16 protein-coding genes and 1 pseudogene are annotated in these 17,878 nt (G+C 63.6%); 9 read left to right on the forward strand and 8 right to left on the reverse strand.

Annotated elements, in window-relative coordinates:
- Window positions 1-133 precede the first annotated feature (133 nt).
- Both ACFSOZ_RS32980 and ACFSOZ_RS32985 read right to left on the reverse strand, forming a co-directional pair.
- Window positions 134-340, reverse strand: a pseudogene (locus ACFSOZ_RS32980) (MFS transporter); the annotation flags it as partial.
- A 101-nt stretch (window positions 341-441) separates the two neighbouring features.
- Complete coding sequence (locus ACFSOZ_RS32985) at window positions 442-696, reverse strand: DUF1127 domain-containing protein (protein WP_379105095.1); 255 nt, start codon at window positions 694-696, stop codon at window positions 442-444.
- 229 nt (window positions 697-925) lie between these two features.
- Between ACFSOZ_RS32985 and ACFSOZ_RS32990 the strand changes: the two genes are divergently transcribed.
- Together ACFSOZ_RS32990 and ACFSOZ_RS32995 are read left to right on the forward strand one after the other, a co-directional pair.
- Window positions 926-2,455: a winged helix-turn-helix domain-containing tetratricopeptide repeat protein gene (locus ACFSOZ_RS32990; RefSeq protein WP_379105096.1), complete on the forward strand. Its 1,530-nt coding sequence runs from the start codon at window positions 926-928 to the stop codon at window positions 2,453-2,455.
- A 121-nt stretch (window positions 2,456-2,576) separates the two neighbouring features.
- On the forward strand, window positions 2,577-3,335 hold the full coding sequence (locus ACFSOZ_RS32995) for an SDR family NAD(P)-dependent oxidoreductase (protein ID WP_379105097.1): 759 nt from the start codon (window positions 2,577-2,579) through the stop codon (window positions 3,333-3,335).
- Window positions 3,336-4,010: 675 nt separating this feature from the next.
- Here the strand turns inward: ACFSOZ_RS32995 and ACFSOZ_RS33000 are convergent.
- Window positions 4,011-4,712 (reverse strand): GntR family transcriptional regulator, encoded by a 702-nt coding sequence (locus ACFSOZ_RS33000; protein ID WP_379105098.1) that lies wholly within the window; start codon window positions 4,710-4,712, stop codon window positions 4,011-4,013.
- 238 nt (window positions 4,713-4,950) lie between these two features.
- On the opposite strand from ACFSOZ_RS33000, the gene ACFSOZ_RS33005 reads away from it, so the two are divergent.
- The 7 genes from ACFSOZ_RS33005 to ACFSOZ_RS33035 all read left to right on the forward strand — a co-directional run bounded on the left by ACFSOZ_RS33005 (window position 4,951) and on the right by ACFSOZ_RS33035 (window position 13,048).
- Complete coding sequence (locus ACFSOZ_RS33005) at window positions 4,951-5,991, forward strand: ABC transporter substrate-binding protein (protein ID WP_379105100.1); 1,041 nt, start codon at window positions 4,951-4,953, stop codon at window positions 5,989-5,991.
- A 77-nt stretch (window positions 5,992-6,068) separates the two neighbouring features.
- Window positions 6,069-7,154, forward strand: coding sequence for an ABC transporter ATP-binding protein (locus tag ACFSOZ_RS33010; protein WP_379105205.1), 1,086 nt, complete (start codon window positions 6,069-6,071; stop codon window positions 7,152-7,154).
- Entirely contained in the window at window positions 7,151-8,053 is a 903-nt protein-coding gene (locus ACFSOZ_RS33015) for an ABC transporter permease (protein ID WP_379105102.1), read from the forward strand. Before ACFSOZ_RS33010 ends, ACFSOZ_RS33015 begins: the two co-directional genes overlap by 4 nt.
- Window positions 8,050-8,850, forward strand: a complete 801-nt coding sequence (locus ACFSOZ_RS33020; RefSeq protein WP_379105104.1) for an ABC transporter permease — start codon at window positions 8,050-8,052, stop codon at window positions 8,848-8,850. Before ACFSOZ_RS33015 ends, ACFSOZ_RS33020 begins: the two co-directional genes overlap by 4 nt.
- Window positions 8,851-8,880: 30 nt before the next feature.
- On the forward strand, window positions 8,881-10,467 hold the full coding sequence (gene ggt / locus ACFSOZ_RS33025; RefSeq protein WP_379105105.1) for a gamma-glutamyltransferase: 1,587 nt from the start codon (window positions 8,881-8,883) through the stop codon (window positions 10,465-10,467).
- Between the two features lie 71 nt (window positions 10,468-10,538).
- Complete coding sequence (locus ACFSOZ_RS33030) at window positions 10,539-12,065, forward strand: acyl--CoA ligase (RefSeq protein ID WP_379105107.1); 1,527 nt, start codon at window positions 10,539-10,541, stop codon at window positions 12,063-12,065.
- A 2-nt stretch (window positions 12,066-12,067) separates the two neighbouring features.
- Window positions 12,068-13,048: a 2-dehydropantoate 2-reductase gene (locus ACFSOZ_RS33035; protein WP_379105109.1), complete on the forward strand. Its 981-nt coding sequence runs from the start codon at window positions 12,068-12,070 to the stop codon at window positions 13,046-13,048.
- A gap of 19 nt (window positions 13,049-13,067) precedes the next feature.
- On the opposite strand, the gene ACFSOZ_RS33040 is transcribed toward ACFSOZ_RS33035, so the two are convergent.
- Genes ACFSOZ_RS33040 through ACFSOZ_RS33060 form a run of 5 tightly spaced genes read right to left on the reverse strand, consistent with a single transcriptional unit; the run spans window position 13,068 to window position 17,628 of the window.
- Complete coding sequence (locus tag ACFSOZ_RS33040; RefSeq protein WP_379105111.1) at window positions 13,068-14,036, reverse strand: branched-chain amino acid ABC transporter permease; 969 nt, start codon at window positions 14,034-14,036, stop codon at window positions 13,068-13,070.
- Window position 14,037: 1 nt separating this feature from the next.
- Window positions 14,038-14,925 (reverse strand): branched-chain amino acid ABC transporter permease, encoded by an 888-nt coding sequence (locus ACFSOZ_RS33045; protein ID WP_379105207.1) that lies wholly within the window; start codon window positions 14,923-14,925, stop codon window positions 14,038-14,040.
- Window positions 14,925-15,635, reverse strand: coding sequence for an ABC transporter ATP-binding protein (locus ACFSOZ_RS33050; protein WP_379105113.1), 711 nt, complete (start codon window positions 15,633-15,635; stop codon window positions 14,925-14,927). Before ACFSOZ_RS33050 ends, ACFSOZ_RS33045 begins: the two co-directional genes overlap by 1 nt.
- Window positions 15,628-16,407: an ABC transporter ATP-binding protein gene (locus ACFSOZ_RS33055; protein WP_379105115.1), complete on the reverse strand. Its 780-nt coding sequence runs from the start codon at window positions 16,405-16,407 to the stop codon at window positions 15,628-15,630. The genes ACFSOZ_RS33050 and ACFSOZ_RS33055 overlap by 8 nt, the downstream gene beginning before the upstream one ends.
- A 12-nt stretch (window positions 16,408-16,419) precedes the next feature.
- Window positions 16,420-17,628, reverse strand: coding sequence for an ABC transporter substrate-binding protein (locus tag ACFSOZ_RS33060; protein ID WP_379105117.1), 1,209 nt, complete (start codon window positions 17,626-17,628; stop codon window positions 16,420-16,422).
- Window positions 17,629-17,878: the final 250 nt, after the last annotated feature.

The following is a 17,878-nucleotide window of genomic DNA, read 5'->3' on the forward strand; positions in this document are numbered from 1 at the left end:
GGGAGAAGGGGACCACTAGACTGGTCTTCGTTTCCAAAATGTGACGCTTGAACCGTCCGCTTTCGGCTCAAGACAGATATCCAGGCTGCAGGTTTGTTTAATATCAAGACGTTTTGGCTGCCCCCTGACGATGGAAAGGGGCCAATACAATGAAACCCAGCGGCGTCATCGCCGCCGACGAGCCGATCGGGCCGGGCGTCGTCCCCTTCCAGGATGAAGCTCAGCAGCGGATAGGTCAGCCCCTGTGCCACGGCAACACCAAGACGGTCGCGATGATGCCCGCCATTGCGGCCCATGAGATCCGATCCCCTCGCGGTGATGCCGTGCTTTCGGCGGTCATGCCGACTTCGAAGCAGGATCGGCAAATTCAGGCGAGTGCAGGTGCCGGCGAGCCGCCGCGGCACGCGGAACTGGCGATCCGGTGTCATTACAGCATTCGCCTTATGCCTGCCAGAACGGCTTGGCGATCTCTGTCTCGACCTGCCGGTCCGTCAGACCGATATCGTCGATCAAATGGGGATTGGCCTTCGACATTTGCTCAAGCTCCCAGCGGAAGCGGATCCGCTCGCGCCAGGTCCGGTCGCGCCAGGTCGCGACAATGCTTCGCAGGGTCGTCAGGTGCCGACGCGACACCGGCGCCTCGGGCGCTCCCGGCCTCGCCGCCTTGTGCGGGGCAAATTCAAGAATATTGGTCATGGCAACCTCCATAGGGTTTGAGGGTCCAAGAACCCTCGACCTGAAAGAGGTTGAATTCTGCCGGATACGGACAGCGCCGTAATTAAGCCCTCCCAAATAGTTCTCAAAAGTTCCAAACGGGCTAGAGCAGTTCACCGGTCCACGGAACCGGCAACCTGCTCTAACTCATTGTTTTGACGCAATTCCGGACGGAAAACCGTTTCACACTTTTCCTGGAATTGCTCTATAGATGCGCCCCATGCAGGGATCGCGCTTTGCCTTTGGTCCGTTCGTGCTTGATTCCGGTGCGGGAACGCTGCTTCGGAACGATGTCCCCGTTGCCGTCGGCTACCGCGGGCTGAAGCTGCTCGCGGCGCTCGTCGGACGGCCCGGCGACATCCTGAGCAAGGCCGAATTGATGGACGCGGCGTGGCCGGGCACGGCGGTCGAGGAAGGCAACCTCACCGTCCAGATCGCGCAGTTGCGCAAGCTGCTTGGTCCGGCCGGGGATGGCAGTGAGGGGGGCGGCGAATGGATCGTCACCGTTCCGCGCGTCGGCTACCGCTTCACCGGGGCCATCGAACTGCTTGGTGACGCGAAGCGAAAGCCTTTGCCGCTGCCCGGCAAACCATCGATAGCCGTGCTGCCTTTCGTCAATGTCAGCAACGATCCCGAGCAGGACTCCTTCGCGGACGGGTTGACCGAAGACCTGATCACCGACCTGTCCAGGATCTCCGGCCTGTTCGTGATCGCCCGCAACTCGGTCTTTGCCTACAAGGGAAAGGCGATGGACGTGCGCGCGATCGCTGGGGATCTTGGCGTGCACTACCTGCTGGAGGGCAGCGCAAGACGCGCAGCGGGGCGCGTGCGCATCAACGCACAGCTGGTCGACGCTGTGAGTGGCGATCATCTATGGGCGGAACGCTTCGATCGCGGCCTGGAAGACATCTTTGCCGTTCAGGACGAGGTGACGGCCAAGATCGTGGAGGCGCTGCTCGGCCGGTTGCGCGCACCGCCGCCACGCAACCGGCCCAAGAACCTCGAGGCTTACGATCTCTGCGTGCGGGCGCGCAAGCTGATGGATGATTCGCCGCAGATGGCGCAGGAAGCGCATCTGATGCTCACGCGCGCGGTCGTGCTCGATCCGGAATACGCCGAGGCCTATCGCTGGCTTGCCATGAACCACTGGATGGGGTGGGTGCATTCCGGCGGACCAACTGAATCTGCCCGTAGCGTTGCTCTGGAACTGGCGCGCAAAGCCGTGGCGATCGATCCCAACGATGCCGGCTGCCGCTGGGTGCTGGCTTACCTGCTTGCCTATGAGCGCAATTTCGCCGAGGCGGATGCCGAGTTCGCCAAGGCGTTCGAGCTCGACCCGAACGAGGCTGACGCCTGGGCGGCATTGTCCGACATCGCGGCCCTGGCCGGGCGGGTAGAGGAGAGTCTCGAGCATATTCGCAAGGCGTTCCGGCTGAACCCGTTTCCGTCAAGTTGGTACTATCTGACGCTCGGCGCGGCGCAATATGCGGCCCGCGATTACGAAGCCGCGGTCGAGACACTGCGCAGGGACGAGACATATCGGACAAGCTCACGCCGTTTCCTGGCGGCAAGCCTTGCGCAACTCGGCCGGCTCGACGAGGCGCGCGCGGAGGTCGAACTGTTCCTCGTCGGCAACCCGCATTTCACAACCCGCCATTGGGCCACGACGGAGCCATTCCGCGACGCTGCTACGCTCGAGCATTTCGTCGATGGCTTCCGCAAGGCCGGTCTTCCGGAATGACGCGCCGGCGTGACCTCCCGACGGCCATTCACCCTGCAGCGGCAAAAGTGCCGTTTGGGGATTGCGATCGCTGCTGTCCGACTTCGCAGACGGGCGGAAACCGGCGGAGCCTGATTTGACGATGTCCCCTGCCAGCATCAAGCGTGCGCTGATCACCGGGGCCGGTGCCGCCGACGGCATAGGCTTTGCCATTGCCCGGCAGCTCGGCCATGCCGGCCATGCCGTTTTCCTCACCGGCGCCAGCGCGCGCGTGCTCGATCGCGCCGCCGAGCTTTGCGCCGAAGGCATCGACGCCGCTGCCGCGGTCGCCGATCTCACCATCGCTGCCGATGTCGCGCGGCTGCGGGCGAGCGCCGGCGCCGTCGATATCCTGGTCAACAATGCCGGCATGGGCTCCCTGGCATCGCCATCGGTCGACAAGGCGTTCCTCTCCATGACCGAGGCCGACTGGGACCGAGGGATCGACGTCAGCCTGAAGACCGCGTTCCTGGTCACCCGGGCGTTTCTGCCGGCGATGGTCGAAGCGGGCTACGGGCGCATCGTCAATGTGGCGTCGGTCACCGGACCCCTGGTGTCCTTCGAAGGCACGGCCGCCTATTCCGCCGCCAAGGCCGGCATGGTCGGCCTGACGCGCACGCTGGCGCTCGAAGTGGCGAGACACGGCATCACGGCCAACGCCGTGGCCCCCGGCTGGATCGAAACGGGGTCGTCGAGCGAGATGGAGCGGATGGCGGCCCTGCATACACCGCCGGCGCGGGCGGGCCGGCCAGACGAAATCGCGGCAGCGGTGGTGTTCCTGGCATCGGAAGGCGCCAGCTATGTCAACGGCACCCTGCTGGTGGTCGATGGCGGCAACAGCCTTCAGGAGCGCAAGGGCTGAAGGCCAAAGGCGCTTCGCCGGAACGAACGAGGCAGCGCGTCCTTTCGACAGGTTTTATTTAGAATTCGGTGCATAACACCCTATCGATGCCCATTAGCTCTTGCTGATATGCCCTTCGCCGCGATAGCATCCGTTGGGGCTTTCAGCAGGCGAAATGCTAAATCGGATCGTAGCTTCCACCACATCGCGCCAATTCAACTTTCTTGTTCCCGATGACGTCACTGACGCTATCGCTGGATATATCGACTCCTCTACTCCCGGACGCATCATCTCGACCTTTTCGGCAGTTCAGTCGGTGCGAGATAAAGTCCCTGATTGCGAGCTGTCGGACGATCAGCTCGAGCGCTGCGTTGTATTGGCTGCAGTCAACGAAGGCCTGGCGGTCCACTTCGATCGGCGAGGACGCCAGCCGGATCCATATTCGTCTCTAAGCAGGAGCCATTGGCACCTCGTGCCGATTTGGAAAACCAGGACGCGACTAGCTGTCACGTCATTCCAGCGGCCGAATGCAGCCGGCCGCGCCGGCCGTACCCCTCCGCTCGTTATCGTTGGCCGGCCGCAGGTCCGGCCACAGCGCATAGAACTCAGCCCATGAGAGGCGCCGGCCGCTAAGGCGTTCGAATTTCTTCGGGCGTGCCAATGAAGGCCTGCCGGGCGCTTCATCCTTCGGCGTGTTCAAGACGCCTTGGCGAGGAAATTCTGGTAATCCGACTTGGCCTGCAGCAGGCGCAACACATTGTCGCGGGATCCCCGCACATGGGCGCGCGCCAGGGTGCCGGCTCGGCTGGCGTCGCCGGCGCAGATGGCGTCGACGATCTCCGCGTGTTCGTCGCGGGCGATCTTCCATTCGTCCAGCCACAAGAGCTCTGTCCACACATAGTGCTGGCACTTGTCGAGGATGCCGCACAGCATGCCGTGCAGCATCACATTGCCGCTGATTTCGGCAATGACGCGATGCAGGTCGATGCCGACCTCGAGCTCCTGGAATTTTTCCCTGTTGGTGCGTTCGGGAATGCCGGCCAGCCGCTCGCATTCGACCAGCATGGCGCGCAGCCGCGCCTTGTCCTTTTCTGTCGCGGCGGCCGCCGCCAGTTCGGTCGCATGGCCGTCGAGCAGTTCGCGGATCTCGAAGGCCTCGCGGAACATGTTGATGTCGAACTCGGTGACGACATAGCCCTGGCGTGGCCTGCCGGTGACCAGGCCGTCGCGCTCGAGGCGGTTGAAGGCCTCGCGCACCGGCGTGCGGCTGACATTCAGCTTCGCGGCGATGTCGCTCTCGGTGACGCGCGAGCCCGGCGGGATCTGGCCGGTCACGATCATCGCCTTGAGCGAGGAGTAAACCGAGTCGCGCAGCGTATTTTTGGTTTCCTTGGCCAAGATTTCCGTCCCAGTTCTCCGGTCTTTCAGCCGGAACACGCATAGCTGTAGTCGCAGTCGGCGTAATTTGCCACGCCCCCAGCGAAGCCGTCGCTTGCCACCCCGTCTGACCCGACACGCTTGAATTCGATTGCACCGGCCGGTGTTGACAACATCGATCGCTAGGCTACACTGAAAATTGTATACAAAATAGCATGCCAAATCAAAAACAATGGGAACACCGGTTGGAGAGCCGAAAATGAACAGCACCAGAAACGTTTGCGTTGTTGCGGTTGCCGCCCTCATGGCGTCGCTCGCAGCCCCCGCCATTGCGGGTGACACCATCACCGTCGCCTCGTGGGGTGGCACTTACCAGGAGGCGCAGACCAAGGCGTTCTTCAAGCCGACCGCCGATGCGCTCGGTATCACCATCAAGGAAGACACCACCAACGGACTCGACGACGTGCGGCTGCAGGTGACCGGCAATGCGGTCAAATGGGACATCACCGAGCTTGGCGCCGACGAATGCGCCCGCGGCTCGAAGGAAGGCCTGTTCGAAAAACTCGACTACGGCATCATCGACAAGAGCGGCATCAATCCCAAGCTCGTCCATGACGACTGGGTCGGCATTTCCTACACCTCCGTCGTGCTCATCTACCGGACCGATGTCTTTGGCGACAAAGGACCGAAGACATGGGCCGACTTCTGGAATGTCGAAAAGTTTCCGGGGCGACGCGCGCTGAGCGGTAGTCAGGCGACGGAGACGCTGAGCGTCGCCGCTCTCGCCGAAGGCATTCCGATCGACAAGGTCTATCCGGTCGATATCGACGGTGCACTGAAATCCGTCGACAAGATCCGTGGCCACGTCGATGCCTGGTGGACCTCCGGCGCCCAGGCCATGCAGCTGGTAAAGGATGGCGAAGTCGACATGGCGAGCATCTGGAACGGCCGCGCCGGCACCTTGAAGAAGGAAGGCGCGCCGGTCAGCTTCTCGTTCGACCAGGGTGTTCTGACCGCCGACTGCATGGTCATTCCCAAGGGCGCCAAGAACAAGGAAGCCGCGATGAAAGCGCTGGCGATGTTCGTCAGCCCGCAGCTGCAGGCCAATCTGCCGCTCTATGTCGACAACGGGCCGGTCAACGAGAAGGCCTTCGAGACCGGCAAGATCCCGCAGGACAGGATCAAGGACATCAATTCGGCGCCCGAAAACGTCAAGAAGCATGTGCTGCAGGATGCCGAGTTCTGGCGCGACACGCTGGTGGAAGCGACGGAGAAGTTCAACAATCTGGTCCAGCAATAGGCTGCGGCCAGAGCCCAAACCACGGCAGGGCGGCGCCTCGCCCTGCTTTTGCCGCCCCTGCCTAGGAGACGATGATCTTGTCCATTGCGCCATCCGCGCTGCCGATCAGCATGCGCCGGATCGAGAAACGATTTGGCAGCGTAGCGGTGTTGCGCGACCTCAACCTCGATGTCGAGGCCGGTGAGTTCCTGACGCTGCTGGGGCCTTCCGGATCGGGAAAGACGACCCTACTGATGATCCTGGCCGGCTTTCTGCGGGCCAATGCCGGCAGCATCAGGGTCGGCGACGACGAGATCATCACCACGCCGCCGCACAAGCGCAACATAGGCATGGTGTTCCAGAACTACGCGCTGTTTCCGCATATGAACGTCTTCCACAACATCGCCTTTCCGCTTAAGCAGCGCCGCGTCGCCGCCGCCGAGACGGCCGAGCGCGTCGAAAAGGCACTGGATCTGGTCAAGCTGCAGGGCCTGGGCGAGCGCCGGGTCGACCAGCTCTCCGGCGGCCAGCGCCAGCGCGTGGCGCTGGCGCGCGCCATCGTCTTCGAGCCGCGCATCGTGCTGATGGACGAACCTCTGTCGGCGCTGGACAAGGGCCTGCAAGAACATATGCAGATCGAGCTGCGTAGCCTGCATCGCAGGCTTGGCATGACCACCGTCTACGTCACCCATGACCAGCGCGAAGCCATCACCATGTCGGACCGCATCGCTGTCATGAACGGCGGACGCATCGAACAGCTCGACAAGCCCGAAAGCCTCTACGCCACGCCGCAGACGCGGTTTGTAGCCGGCTTCATCGGTGAATCGAATTTCATTCCGGTCGAGTGCCGCAACGGCTCCGTCTGGTATGAGGACAGGAGAATTCATACCGCCGCACCGGCGCCGGCATCGGGCCAGCACCTGATGGTGGTGCGGCCGGAAAAGCTGCGGTTGCTGGCAAATGCCGAACCGCAAAGCGGCGTCAATGTGCTCGATGCGACGGTTGGCGACATCATCTATCAGGGCGACAGCTTCGTCTGCTACGCGGTGTTGCGCGATGGCCGCCAGCTAACGCTGCGCGACTATTGCCGCAGCGACGTGCTGGCCAGAATGCCGGCTCCAGGCCAGCCGATCAGCCTCGGCCTCGATGCGCAGGACACCATCCTGGTGGCATCAGACGGATGAGCGCGCAATCCGCCTTCCACGCCGATCTGAACGTGCGGCCGCTGCGCGCTGACGCACGGCGCGAGTCGCTGCGGCTGCTGGCGCTGCTGTCGCCAAGCCTGTTCCTGGTCTTCGCCATCATCATCGTACCGATCGGCTGGCTGTTCTGGCTGTCGCTGTTCGACGAGGCCGGCGCTTTCAGCGCCGCCAATTATGCGCGCTTCTTCGAACAGGCCTCCTACATCAAGACCTTCGTCACCACCTTCAAGGTCGCCTTCATCGTCACCGGCGCCTGCGTCCTGCTCGGCTATCCCCTGGCCTACATGCTGTCGCAGCTGCCGCGCCGGGCGGCCTCTATCTGCCTGATCTTCGTCATCCTGCCATTCTGGACATCGGTTCTGGTGCGCACCTATGCCTGGCTGGTGATCCTGCAGCGCAAGGGCCTGATCAACAGCTGGCTGATCGACCTCGGCGTGATCAGCCAGCCGCTGTCGCTCGCCAACAATCTGTCGGGCGTCGTCATCGGCATGACGCACATTTTGCTGCCGTTCCTGGTGCTGCCGCTCTACGCCTCGATGAAGACCATCGACACCGACTGCCTGCGCGCCGGGATGAATCTTGGCGCCGGTCCGGCCGCCACCTTCCGGCAGATCTTCTTTCCGCTGTCGCTTCCCGGCCTCGCCTCAGGCGTGGTCATCGTCTTCGTGCTTTGTCTGGGGTTCTTCGTCACGCCGGCGCTGATGGGCGGCGGCAAGGTGATCATGTGGGCGATGCGTATGGAACAGACCACCAGCCTCTATTCCAACTGGGGTGCCGGAGCGGCCCTCGGCGTGGTGCTGCTGGCGGTCACGCTGGCACTTCTCGGCCTGTTCCAATGGCTGCTCGGCGCGCGCGCCACCGGTGTGTGGAGTTCGCGATGAGCGAGGATTTCGGCCTGCCGATTTCGCACCGGCAACGTCTGTGGCTCTACGCGCTCAATGGCCTCGTGCTGTTGTTCCTGATCGCGCCATCGATCATCATCGTCATCATGTCGTTTTCGGATTCGACGCTGCTGCAATTCCCGCCACAGCAATGGTCGCTGCGCTGGTACCAGACCTATTTCCAGTCGCTGGAGTGGCGTGCCGCGACGATCGTCTCGGTCAAGGTGGCGATCATGACGACATTGGTGGCGACGCCGCTCGGCACCGCCGCCGCCTATGCGATCAACAGGGGCACGCTGCGCTTCAACGGCACCATCAACGCGCTGCTGACGGCGTCGCTGATCATCCCGGTGATCCTGATCGGCATCGGCACCTTCTTCCTCTATGCGCGGATCGGGCTCAACAACACACTGACCGGCCTGGTCATCGCGCATACTGTGCAGGCCCTGCCGCTGGTGGTGCTGACCGTGCTGTCGGGGTTGCGCTCCTACGACATGAACCAGGAGCGGGTGGCGCGCAGCTTAGGTGCCGGACGCGTCGCCGCGTTCTGGCAGGTGACCATGCCACAGATCCGCTTCTCGATGGTCTCTGGCGCGCTGTTTGCCTTCATCACCTCCTTCGACGAAGTGGTGGTTTCGCTGTTCATATCGGGCGGCGAGACGACGACATTGACGCGCCGCATGTTCAATGCGCTGCGCGACCAGATCGACCCGACGATCGCCGCCATCTCGACCTGCCTGATCGTGCTGTCGGTCGTCCTGTTGTCGGTTGCGCAGATCTTCGGGCGGCGGCATTGATTTCAAGTGACCATGGGATATCCAGACAGAATGCGTGATTTCCAGTTTCCCGGCCGCTCGCCGGTTCGTGCCACCGAAGCGATGGCAGCAACGTCGCACCCGCTTTCGACCCTTGCCGCGCTTGAGATGCTGCGGTCCGGCGGCAATGCCATGGATGCCGCCGTCTGCGCCGCCGCCGTGCAGGGCGTGGTCGAACCGCAATCGACCGGCATCGGCGGCGATTGTTTCGTGCTCTACTGCCCGGCGGGGCAAGGCAACGTGCTGGCCTTCAATGGCTCCGGCCGCGCCCCGGCCAAGGCGACGGTCGACTGGTATCTCGAAAAAAGCTTCGACCGTATCCCGCTGCAGGGACCGCACGCGGTCACCGTGCCGGGCGCCGTCGACGCCTGGGCCCGGTTGCTGGAGGACCATGGCCGCAAGGGCCTTGCCGAGGCGCTGGCGCCGGCCATCCATTATGCCGAGAACGGCTATGTCGTGCACGACCGCGTCGCTTTCGACTGGGCCGAACCGGAGACGGACCTGTCGGCCGACGAGCATGCCGCGCGCATCTTCCTGCCGGGCGGCAAGGCGCCGAAGGCCGGCGATGTCCACCGGCAACCGGAACTGGCCGCCACCTTGCGGACAATCGCCAGGCAGGGCCGCGCCGGCTTTTACGAAGGCGCCGTCGCCGACGATATCGTCAGCCGGCTCAATGAACTGGGCGGACTGCATTCGACCGAGGATTTCGCCGCGACCAGAGGCGATTACGTGGCACCGGTCAGCACCTCCTATGGCGGTTACGCCATTCACCAGATGCCGCCGAACAATCAGGGGCTGACGGCGCTTTTGATGCTGAATGTGCTGTCGGGTTTCAAGCTTGGCGGGCTCGACCCCAATGGCGCCGAGCGCCTGCATCTGGAGATCGAGGCGGGACGGCTGGCCTATCGCGACCGCGACCGCTTCGTCGGCGACCAGGACCATGTTCCGGTGCCGGTGACGCAGCTTCTGTCCAGCGCCTACGCCGACCGGCTGCGCGCCGAGATCGACCGCGAACGCGCCATGACGCATCTGCCGCGGGTGGACCTGCCCGGCAGCGACACGGTCTACATCTCGATCGTCGACCGCGACCGCAATGCGGTCTCCTTCATCAACTCGACCTATTATTCGTTCGGCAGCGGCGTCGTCGGCCCGAAGACCGGCATCGTGCTGCAGAACCGTGGCTCGAGCTTCCGCCTCGATCCGGCGCACCCGAACGCCATCGCGCCGGGCAAGCGGCCGATGCACACGATCATGCCCGGCATGGCAACCAGGAACGGCCGCGTGGTGATGCCGTTCGGCGTCATGGGCGGCGGCTACCAGCCGTTCGGGCATGTCCATCTGCTGACCAACATGATCGACTTCGGCATGGACCCGCAGCAGGCGCTGGACGCGCCGAGGGTGTTCTACAATGATGATACCGTGGAAGCCGAACGCAGCGTTTCCATCGAGGCGATCGAGGGCCTGCGCCGGCGCGGCCATCGCACAGCCGAACCGCATCACCCGCTGGGCGGCGGGCAGGTGGTGCTGATCGACTGGGAGAAGGGAACCCTGACCGGCGCCTCCGATCCGCGCAAGGATGGATTAGCGCTTGGCTATTGATGGCTTCGGCTTTGCCGTGGCATCACAGTCGCGGGCTGGATTCTGTCGGATTGGAAAGTGTGTCGGTAATCATGACCAGTATCGGAAACTCTCCTGGGCTTTCGCGCCCGCTTGCCGCCGGCGCCGACAATGCGCCGGCGATTTCGGCGCCCGAAAGATCCACGCTGACGCATGGCGGACTGCGCGACTTGATCGCCACCACGGCGGCTGCGCTGCATGCGCGCGGCATTGGCCGTGGCGACAGGGTGGCCATCGTGCTGCCCAACGGGCCGGAGATGGCCACCGCCTTCGTCGCGGTTGCGGCCGCGGCGTCGACGGCGCCGCTCAATCCCGCCTACCGCGCGGACGAGCTCGATTTCTACCTGACCGATATCGGCGCCAAGGCGATCCTCGTTGCAGAAGGCGAAACCGGACCCGCAGTGGCGGTCGCCGAACGGCTCGGCATTGGCGTACTCCGGCTTGTCGCCTTGCCTGGCGCGCCGGCCGGAAGCTTTACCATCGAGGGCGCGGCGATCGGCCCGCAGGCCGCTTCTGACACGGCGCAGGACGGCGACATCGCGCTTTTGCTGCATACTTCCGGCACCACGTCGCGGCCCAAGCTGGTGCCGCTCAGCCACGCCAACATCGCGGCCTCGGCGGCCCACATCGGCGCGACGCTCGGCCTGACGGCCGATGACCGCTGCCTCAACATCATGCCGCTGTTCCACATTCACGGCCTGATCGCGGCCGTGCTCTCCTCCTTGGCCGCCGGCGGCAGCATCTACTGCACGCCGGGCTTCAACGCGCTGCGCTTCTTCCAGTGGCTGAGCGAGGCGCGGCCAAGCTGGTACACGGCGGTGCCGACCATGCACCAGGCGATCCTGCCGCGGGCGGCACGCAATGCCGAGGCGCTGGCGGCAGCGCGCCTGCGCTTCATCCGCTCGTCCTCGGCGTCGCTGCCGGCGCAGGTGATGGCCGAGCTGGAGGCGACCTTCGGCTGTCCGGTGATCGAATCCTATGGGATGACCGAGGCAGCGCACCAGATGGCGTCGAACCGGCTGCCGCCGGGCCAGCGCAAGCCGGGCAGCGTGGGCGCCTCCGCCGGACCGGAGGTGACGGTGATGGCGCCTGACGGGCGACTGCTCAGTGCGGGCGAGACCGGCGAGATCGTCATTCGCGGACCCAATGTCACGGCAGGCTACGAGAAGAACCCGGATGCCAATGCCACGGCCTTCGCACATGGCTGGTTCCACACCGGCGACCAAGGCGTGCTCGACGAGGACGGCTATTTGCGGGTGACCGGCCGGCTGAAGGAGATCATCAACCGCGGCGGCGAAAAAATCTCGCCGCTCGAGGTCGACGACGTGCTGATGGATCATCCCGCAGTGGCTCAGGTCGTCACCTTCGCCATGCCGCATGACAAGCTTGGCGAGGAAGTGGCGGCGGCGGTGGTGCTGCGCGAAGGCATGGCCGCCAATGAGAGCGACATTCGCATCTATGCCGCGACGCGGCTCGCCGACTTCAAGGTGCCGCGCAAGATCCTGATTCTGGATGAGATCCCTAAGGGCGCGACCGGCAAATTGCAGCGCATCGGGCTTGCCGCCAAACTCGGACTTTGACGATGAAGATCACCATCTTTGGCGCGGGCGCGATCGGCGGCTATCTCGCCGCCAAGCTTGCCGTGGCCGGCCGGACCGAGCTCTCGATCGTCGCGCGCGGTGCGCATCTGGACGCGATCAAGGCAGATGGCCTGCGCCTGATCGAAGACGGCCAGGAATTGCTGGCTCCCGTCCGGGCCGCCGCGAAAGCCGAGGAGCTTGGCGCCCAGGACTATGTGGTACTGGCGCTGAAGGCTCATTCCCTCACCCCTGCGCTTGACCAGATTACACCGCTGCTCGGGCAGGACACCGCCGTCGTCACCATGCAGAACGGCGTGCCGTGGTGGTATTTCCATGAGGTCGGCGGGCCGCTCGAAGGCACCAGGTTGAACGCGGTGGACCCCGGCGGCAAGATCTGGGAGCGGATCGGGCCGGAACGCGTTATTGGCTCGGTGGTCTATCCCGCCGTCGAAGTCGACGCACCCGGCCTCATCCGCCATGTCGAGGGCAAACGCTTCTCGCTCGGCGAACCCTCCGGCGAGCGCAGCGAACGGGTCACGCAGCTGGCCGAGGAGATGGTCAAGGCCGGGCTGCAGGTTCCGGTTCGCGACGACATCCGCAGCGAAATCTGGGTCAAGCTGTGGGGCAATCTTTCCTTCAACCCAATCTCGGCGCTGACCGGCAGCACGCTGGCGGCGATCGTCGCCGATGACGGCACCCGCACGCTTGCCCGCACCATGATGCTGGAGGCACAGGCGATCGGCGAAAGCCTCGGCGTCCGCTTTCCCATCGCCGTCGACCGCCGCATCAAGGGCGCAGGCGATGTCGGCGAGCACAAGACCTCGATGCTGCAGGATCTGGAGCGCGGCCGGCCGATGGAGATCGACGCGCTGGTGACGGCCGTGCAGGAACTTGGCCGGCTAACGGACAAGCCGACCCCCACCATCGATGCCGTGCTGACGCTGGTGCGCCGGCTGGCAGTGGAGCGCGGCTGCTATTCCTGAGCCGCCGGAGCTATTGCCATCAGTCCTTCGCCGGCTTGAGAAGCCGCGCGTAAAGTTCGCCGACAATGCCGCGCCGGAAAATCAGCACGCACACCATGAAGATCAACCCGGTGGCGATGGTCACCGGAAAACCGGAGGTGGCAAGCGTGTTTTCCAGCCCGACGACCAGGCTCGCGCCGATGATCGGCCCGACCATGGTTCCGATGCCGCCAAGAAGCGTCATCAGGATAACCTCGCCGGACATCTGCCAGGTGACGTCGGTGAGCGTGGCAAACTGGAAAACGATCGCCTTGAGCGCGCCGGCCAGCCCGGCCAGTGTCGCCGACATGACGAAGGCTCCCAGCTTGTAGTTGGCGACGGAATAGCCCAGCGAAATGGCGCGATTCTCGTTTTCCCGGATCGAGCGCAGGATCATGCCGAAGGGCGAATTGACGATGCGCCAGATGGCGAAGACGCCGATCAGGAACACTGCCAGCACGAAATAGTACATGTTCATCGAGACGTTCAGGTCGAGGAAGCCAAGCAGGATGCCGCGCGGCACACCTTGAATGCCATCCTCGCCTTCGGTGAAGGGCGCCTGAACGCAGAAGAAGAAGAACATCTGTGATAGCGCCAGCGTGATCATGGCGAAATAGATGCCTTGCCGGCGAATGGCGAAAAAGCCCATGACCAGGCCGAGCAGTGCCGCGCCCGCCATGCCGAGCAGGATACCCGCCTCCGGCGGCCAGCCCCAGACCTTGATGGCATGCGCGGTGAAATAGGCGGCGCCGCCAAAGAAGGTGGCGTGGCCAAACGACAGGAGCCCGGTGTAACCGAGCAGAAGATTGAACGCGCAGGCGAACAGCGCGAAGCACAGCATTTTCATCAGGAAGATCGGGTAGACCAGGAAAGGCGCCACCAGCAGCGCCAGGATGCCAAGCCCGACCAGCGTCCATTCGAGCCGTGCCGAGGTCCTGGCAGGCGTCTCGCGAAGCGTCAGTTCGGCCATGTCAGGCGTCCCTCCCGAACAGGCCGGCCGGCCGGACCAGCAGCACGATGGCCATGATGACGAAGACCACGAGGTTGGAGGCCTCGGGGTAGAAGACCTTGGTCAGGCCTTCGGCAAGGCCGAGCATGTAGCCGGTGACGATCGCGCCAAGGATCGAGCCCATGCCGCCGACCACGACGACCGCGAAGACGACGATGATGAGATCCGATCCCATCAGCGGGCTCACCTGGTAGATTGGCGCGGCCAGAATTCCGGCCAGCCCGGCAAGGGCAGAGCCCAGACCGTAGGTAAGGGTCAGCAGCAACGGCACGTTGACGCCGAAAGCCTGGACGAGACGGGGATTCTCGGTTGCCGCGCGCAGGTAGGAACCCAGCCTGGTCTTTTCGATCAGCGCCCAGGTGCCGAAGCAGACGATCAGCGAGGCGACCACGACCCAGCCGCGGTAATTGGGCAGAAACATGAAGCCGAGATTGGTGCCCCCGGAAAGCAGCGGCGGCACCGTGTAAGGATTTCCCGACACGCCGTAATAATAGCGGAATACGCCTTCGAGCACGAGCGCGAGGCCGAAGGTGAAGAGCAGGCCGTAGAGCGGATCGAGATCATACAGTCTCGACAGCGCCAAGCGCTCGACCACGATGCCGAAAACGCCGACGATCAGCGGTGAAAGGATCAATGCGGGCCAGTAGCCAATGCCGAGATGCGTGAGAAGCAGATAGCCGACGAAGGCGCCTAACATATACTGGGCGCCATGGGCGAAATTGATGACGCGCAGCAAGCCGAATATGACGGCCAGACCCAGGCTCAGCATGGCGTAGAAGGAGCCGTTGATCAGTCCGACCAGCAACTGGCCGAGCAAAGCCTGAACGGGGATGCCGAAGATCATCGTCATCATACACCCAGAACTTCGTGGAGCAGGGTCATGCGGTCCGCCAGTTCGCCGGTCGGAAACCCGGCCACGACCTTGCCGTGCTCCATCAGATAGAATCGGTCGGCGACACGGCTGGCGAACCGGAAATTCTGCTCGACCAGCAGGATCGTCATGCCGCGCTTTTTCAACGTCGCCAGCAACTCGCCGATACGCTGCACGATGACGGGAGCCAGACCTTCCGTCGGCTCGTCGAGAAGCAGCATTTTCACGCCGGTTCTCAGCATGCGCGCGATTGCCAGCATCTGCTGTTCGCCGCCCGAGAGCCTTGTGCCGGGACTGTTGCGGCGCTCCTTGAGATTGGGGAACAGATCGAATATTTCGTCGACGCTCATGCCGCCCTCTGCGACGACCGGCGGCAGGATCAAATTCTCGTCGACAGTCAGCGTGGCGAAGATGCCGCGCTCCTCCGGCACGAAGCCGATGCCTTGATGCGCCGTCCGGTGCAGCGGCAGCCGCATCAGATCCTTGCCGTCGAAAACAACCTGGCCGGTTCGCTTGCGGATCAGCCCGATGATGGCGCGCAGCGTCGTCGTCTTGCCGACACCGTTGCGGCCCAGCAGCGTGACCGTCTCGCCGCGAAACACCTCCAGATCGACGCCATGCAGCGCATGGCTCTCGCCATACCAGGCGTTGAGGCCGCGGACCGCAAGCAGAGGCGAGGCACTAGTCATCGGCGGTGCCCATATAGGCGACCTTCACGCGTTCGTCGCGGCTGACGGTGGCGTAGTCGCCGGCCGCAAGGACCTCGCCGCGCTGCATGACCGTTATCCAGTCGCAAAGGTCGGCCACGACAGTCAGATTGTGCTCGACCATCAGCACGGCGCGATCCTTGGCCACCGAGCGGATGAGGTCGGAAACCGTGCCGACATCCTCATGCCCCATGCCGGCCATCGGCTCGTCCAGCAGCAGCACTTTCGGATCGAGCGCCAGGGTGGTGGCGATCTCGAGCACGCGTTTCCTGCCATAGGAAAGATCGCCGGCGAGCCTGTTCCTGGCATCGTCGAGACCGACCGAGCGCAGCAGTTCCACGGCGCGCGGCGTCAGCCGATCGAGCGCCGCGAGCGAGCGCCAGAACTGAACGGCAAGTCCGCCCGGCCGCTGCAGCGCGACGCGCACATTGTCGAGCACGCTGAGGTGCGGAAAAATCGCCGATATCTGGAACGAGCGCACCAGACCCATCCGCGCGACCTTGGCCGGCGACGTGCGGGTGATGTCGTGGCCAAGCAGTTCGATCCTGCCGTTGGTCGGCGCCAGGAACTTGGTGAGCAGATTGAAAACGGTCGTCTTGCCGGCGCCGTTGGGTCCGATCAATGCATGGATGTTGCCATGGCGGACATCGAGATCGACGTTTCTGACGGCGACGAAGCCGGCGAAGTCGCGCCGCAACCCGCGGGCGGAAAGCACCACCCGCGGTTCGTTCCCGTTCAGATCAGGCGGCGCCATAAGCCGCGCCGATCACTGGACAGCCGTTGGACAGCCGCTTTCCTTCTCGCTCAGGAATGCCTCATTGCCGGGAATGGTGGCGAGATATTTGTAGTAGTCCCATTCCTTGGTGCTCTCTGCGGGCGACTTCACCTGATAGAGATACATGTCGTGGACCATGTTGCCGTCGGACTGCACTTTGCCGTTGGCCGTAAAAACGTCGTTCACCGGCATCGAATGCAATTGCTTGGCGACGGCCTCGGTCTCGTCGGTGCCAGCCTTGTCGATCGCCTTCAGGTACTGCGTCACCGCCGAATACGTCGCGGCCTGGATCATGTTCGGCATGCGGTTGGTGCGCTTGAAAAAGCGCTGCGCGAATTCGCGGCTCTTGTCATCGCGATCCCAGTAGAAGCCCTCGGTCAGCACAACGCCTTGCGCTGCCTGAAGGCCCAGTCCATGCACCTCGGCCAGCGTGAAGAGAAGTGCTGCCAGACGCTGGCCGCCCTGCACGATGCCGAACTCGGCGGCCTGCTTGATGGAGTTGGAGGTATCGAGGCCGGCATTCGCCAACCCGATGACCTTGGCGCCCGACGATTGTGCCTGCAGGAGGAAGGAGGAGTAATCGGTCGACCCCAAGGGATAACGCACTTCGCCCAATACCTTGCCGCCGTGACCCTCGACGAACTTGGTGGTCTGATCCTTGAGAGAATAGCCGAATGCATAGTCGACGGTGACAAAGAACCAGCTGTCGCCGCCCTGCTGCACGAGAGAGCCGCCAGTTCCCACTGCCTGCGAGTGGGTGTCATAGGCCCAGTGGAAGCCGTAGGGCGAGCACTGCTTGCCGGTGAGATCCGTGGTCGCCGCACCGGTAACGATATCGATTTTCTTCTTTTCCTTGGAAATCCCCTGGACGGCGAGCGCCACCGAGGAGGTCGTCAGTTCCATGATGGCATCGACCTGTTCGGTGTCATACCACTGCCGCGCGATGTTGGAGGCGATATCCGCCTTGTTCTGGTGGTCGGCGCTGATGACCTCGATCGGCGCTCCCTGCACCTTGCCGCCGAAATCCTCCACCGCCATCTTGGCTGCCTCGACCGACCACTTGCCGCCGAAATCGGCATAGACGCCCGATTGGTCATTGAGGATGCCGATCTTGACCTTGCCATCGGAAATTTCGGCGGCCGAGGCGGGGATCGCGGCCGCGGCAAGCAGCGCGGCAGAAACGAGATAGCATGCCTTCATTGTCTACTTCCTCCCATCACGATGAAGCCGACCGGCCCTCCACGATCGATCACCAGAAAATTGAACATGAGGAAGATGCGGAAGCACGGCAAGGGCCATTGCGGATTTCATATTCGAAGCCCCTGCAAATCCTTCTTCGCCGGGTCGGCTCCTGACGGTGCCGCCGCTGCATGGGCAGCAACGCCGACCAATGCATGTCGCCCGAAAGCGCGCAGCGGTTTGGGACAACGACATGCATAAAAAACAAGAG

Source organism: Mesorhizobium newzealandense (assembly GCF_042682145.1).
Taxonomy (GTDB): domain Bacteria; phylum Pseudomonadota; class Alphaproteobacteria; order Rhizobiales; family Rhizobiaceae; genus Mesorhizobium; species Mesorhizobium newzealandense.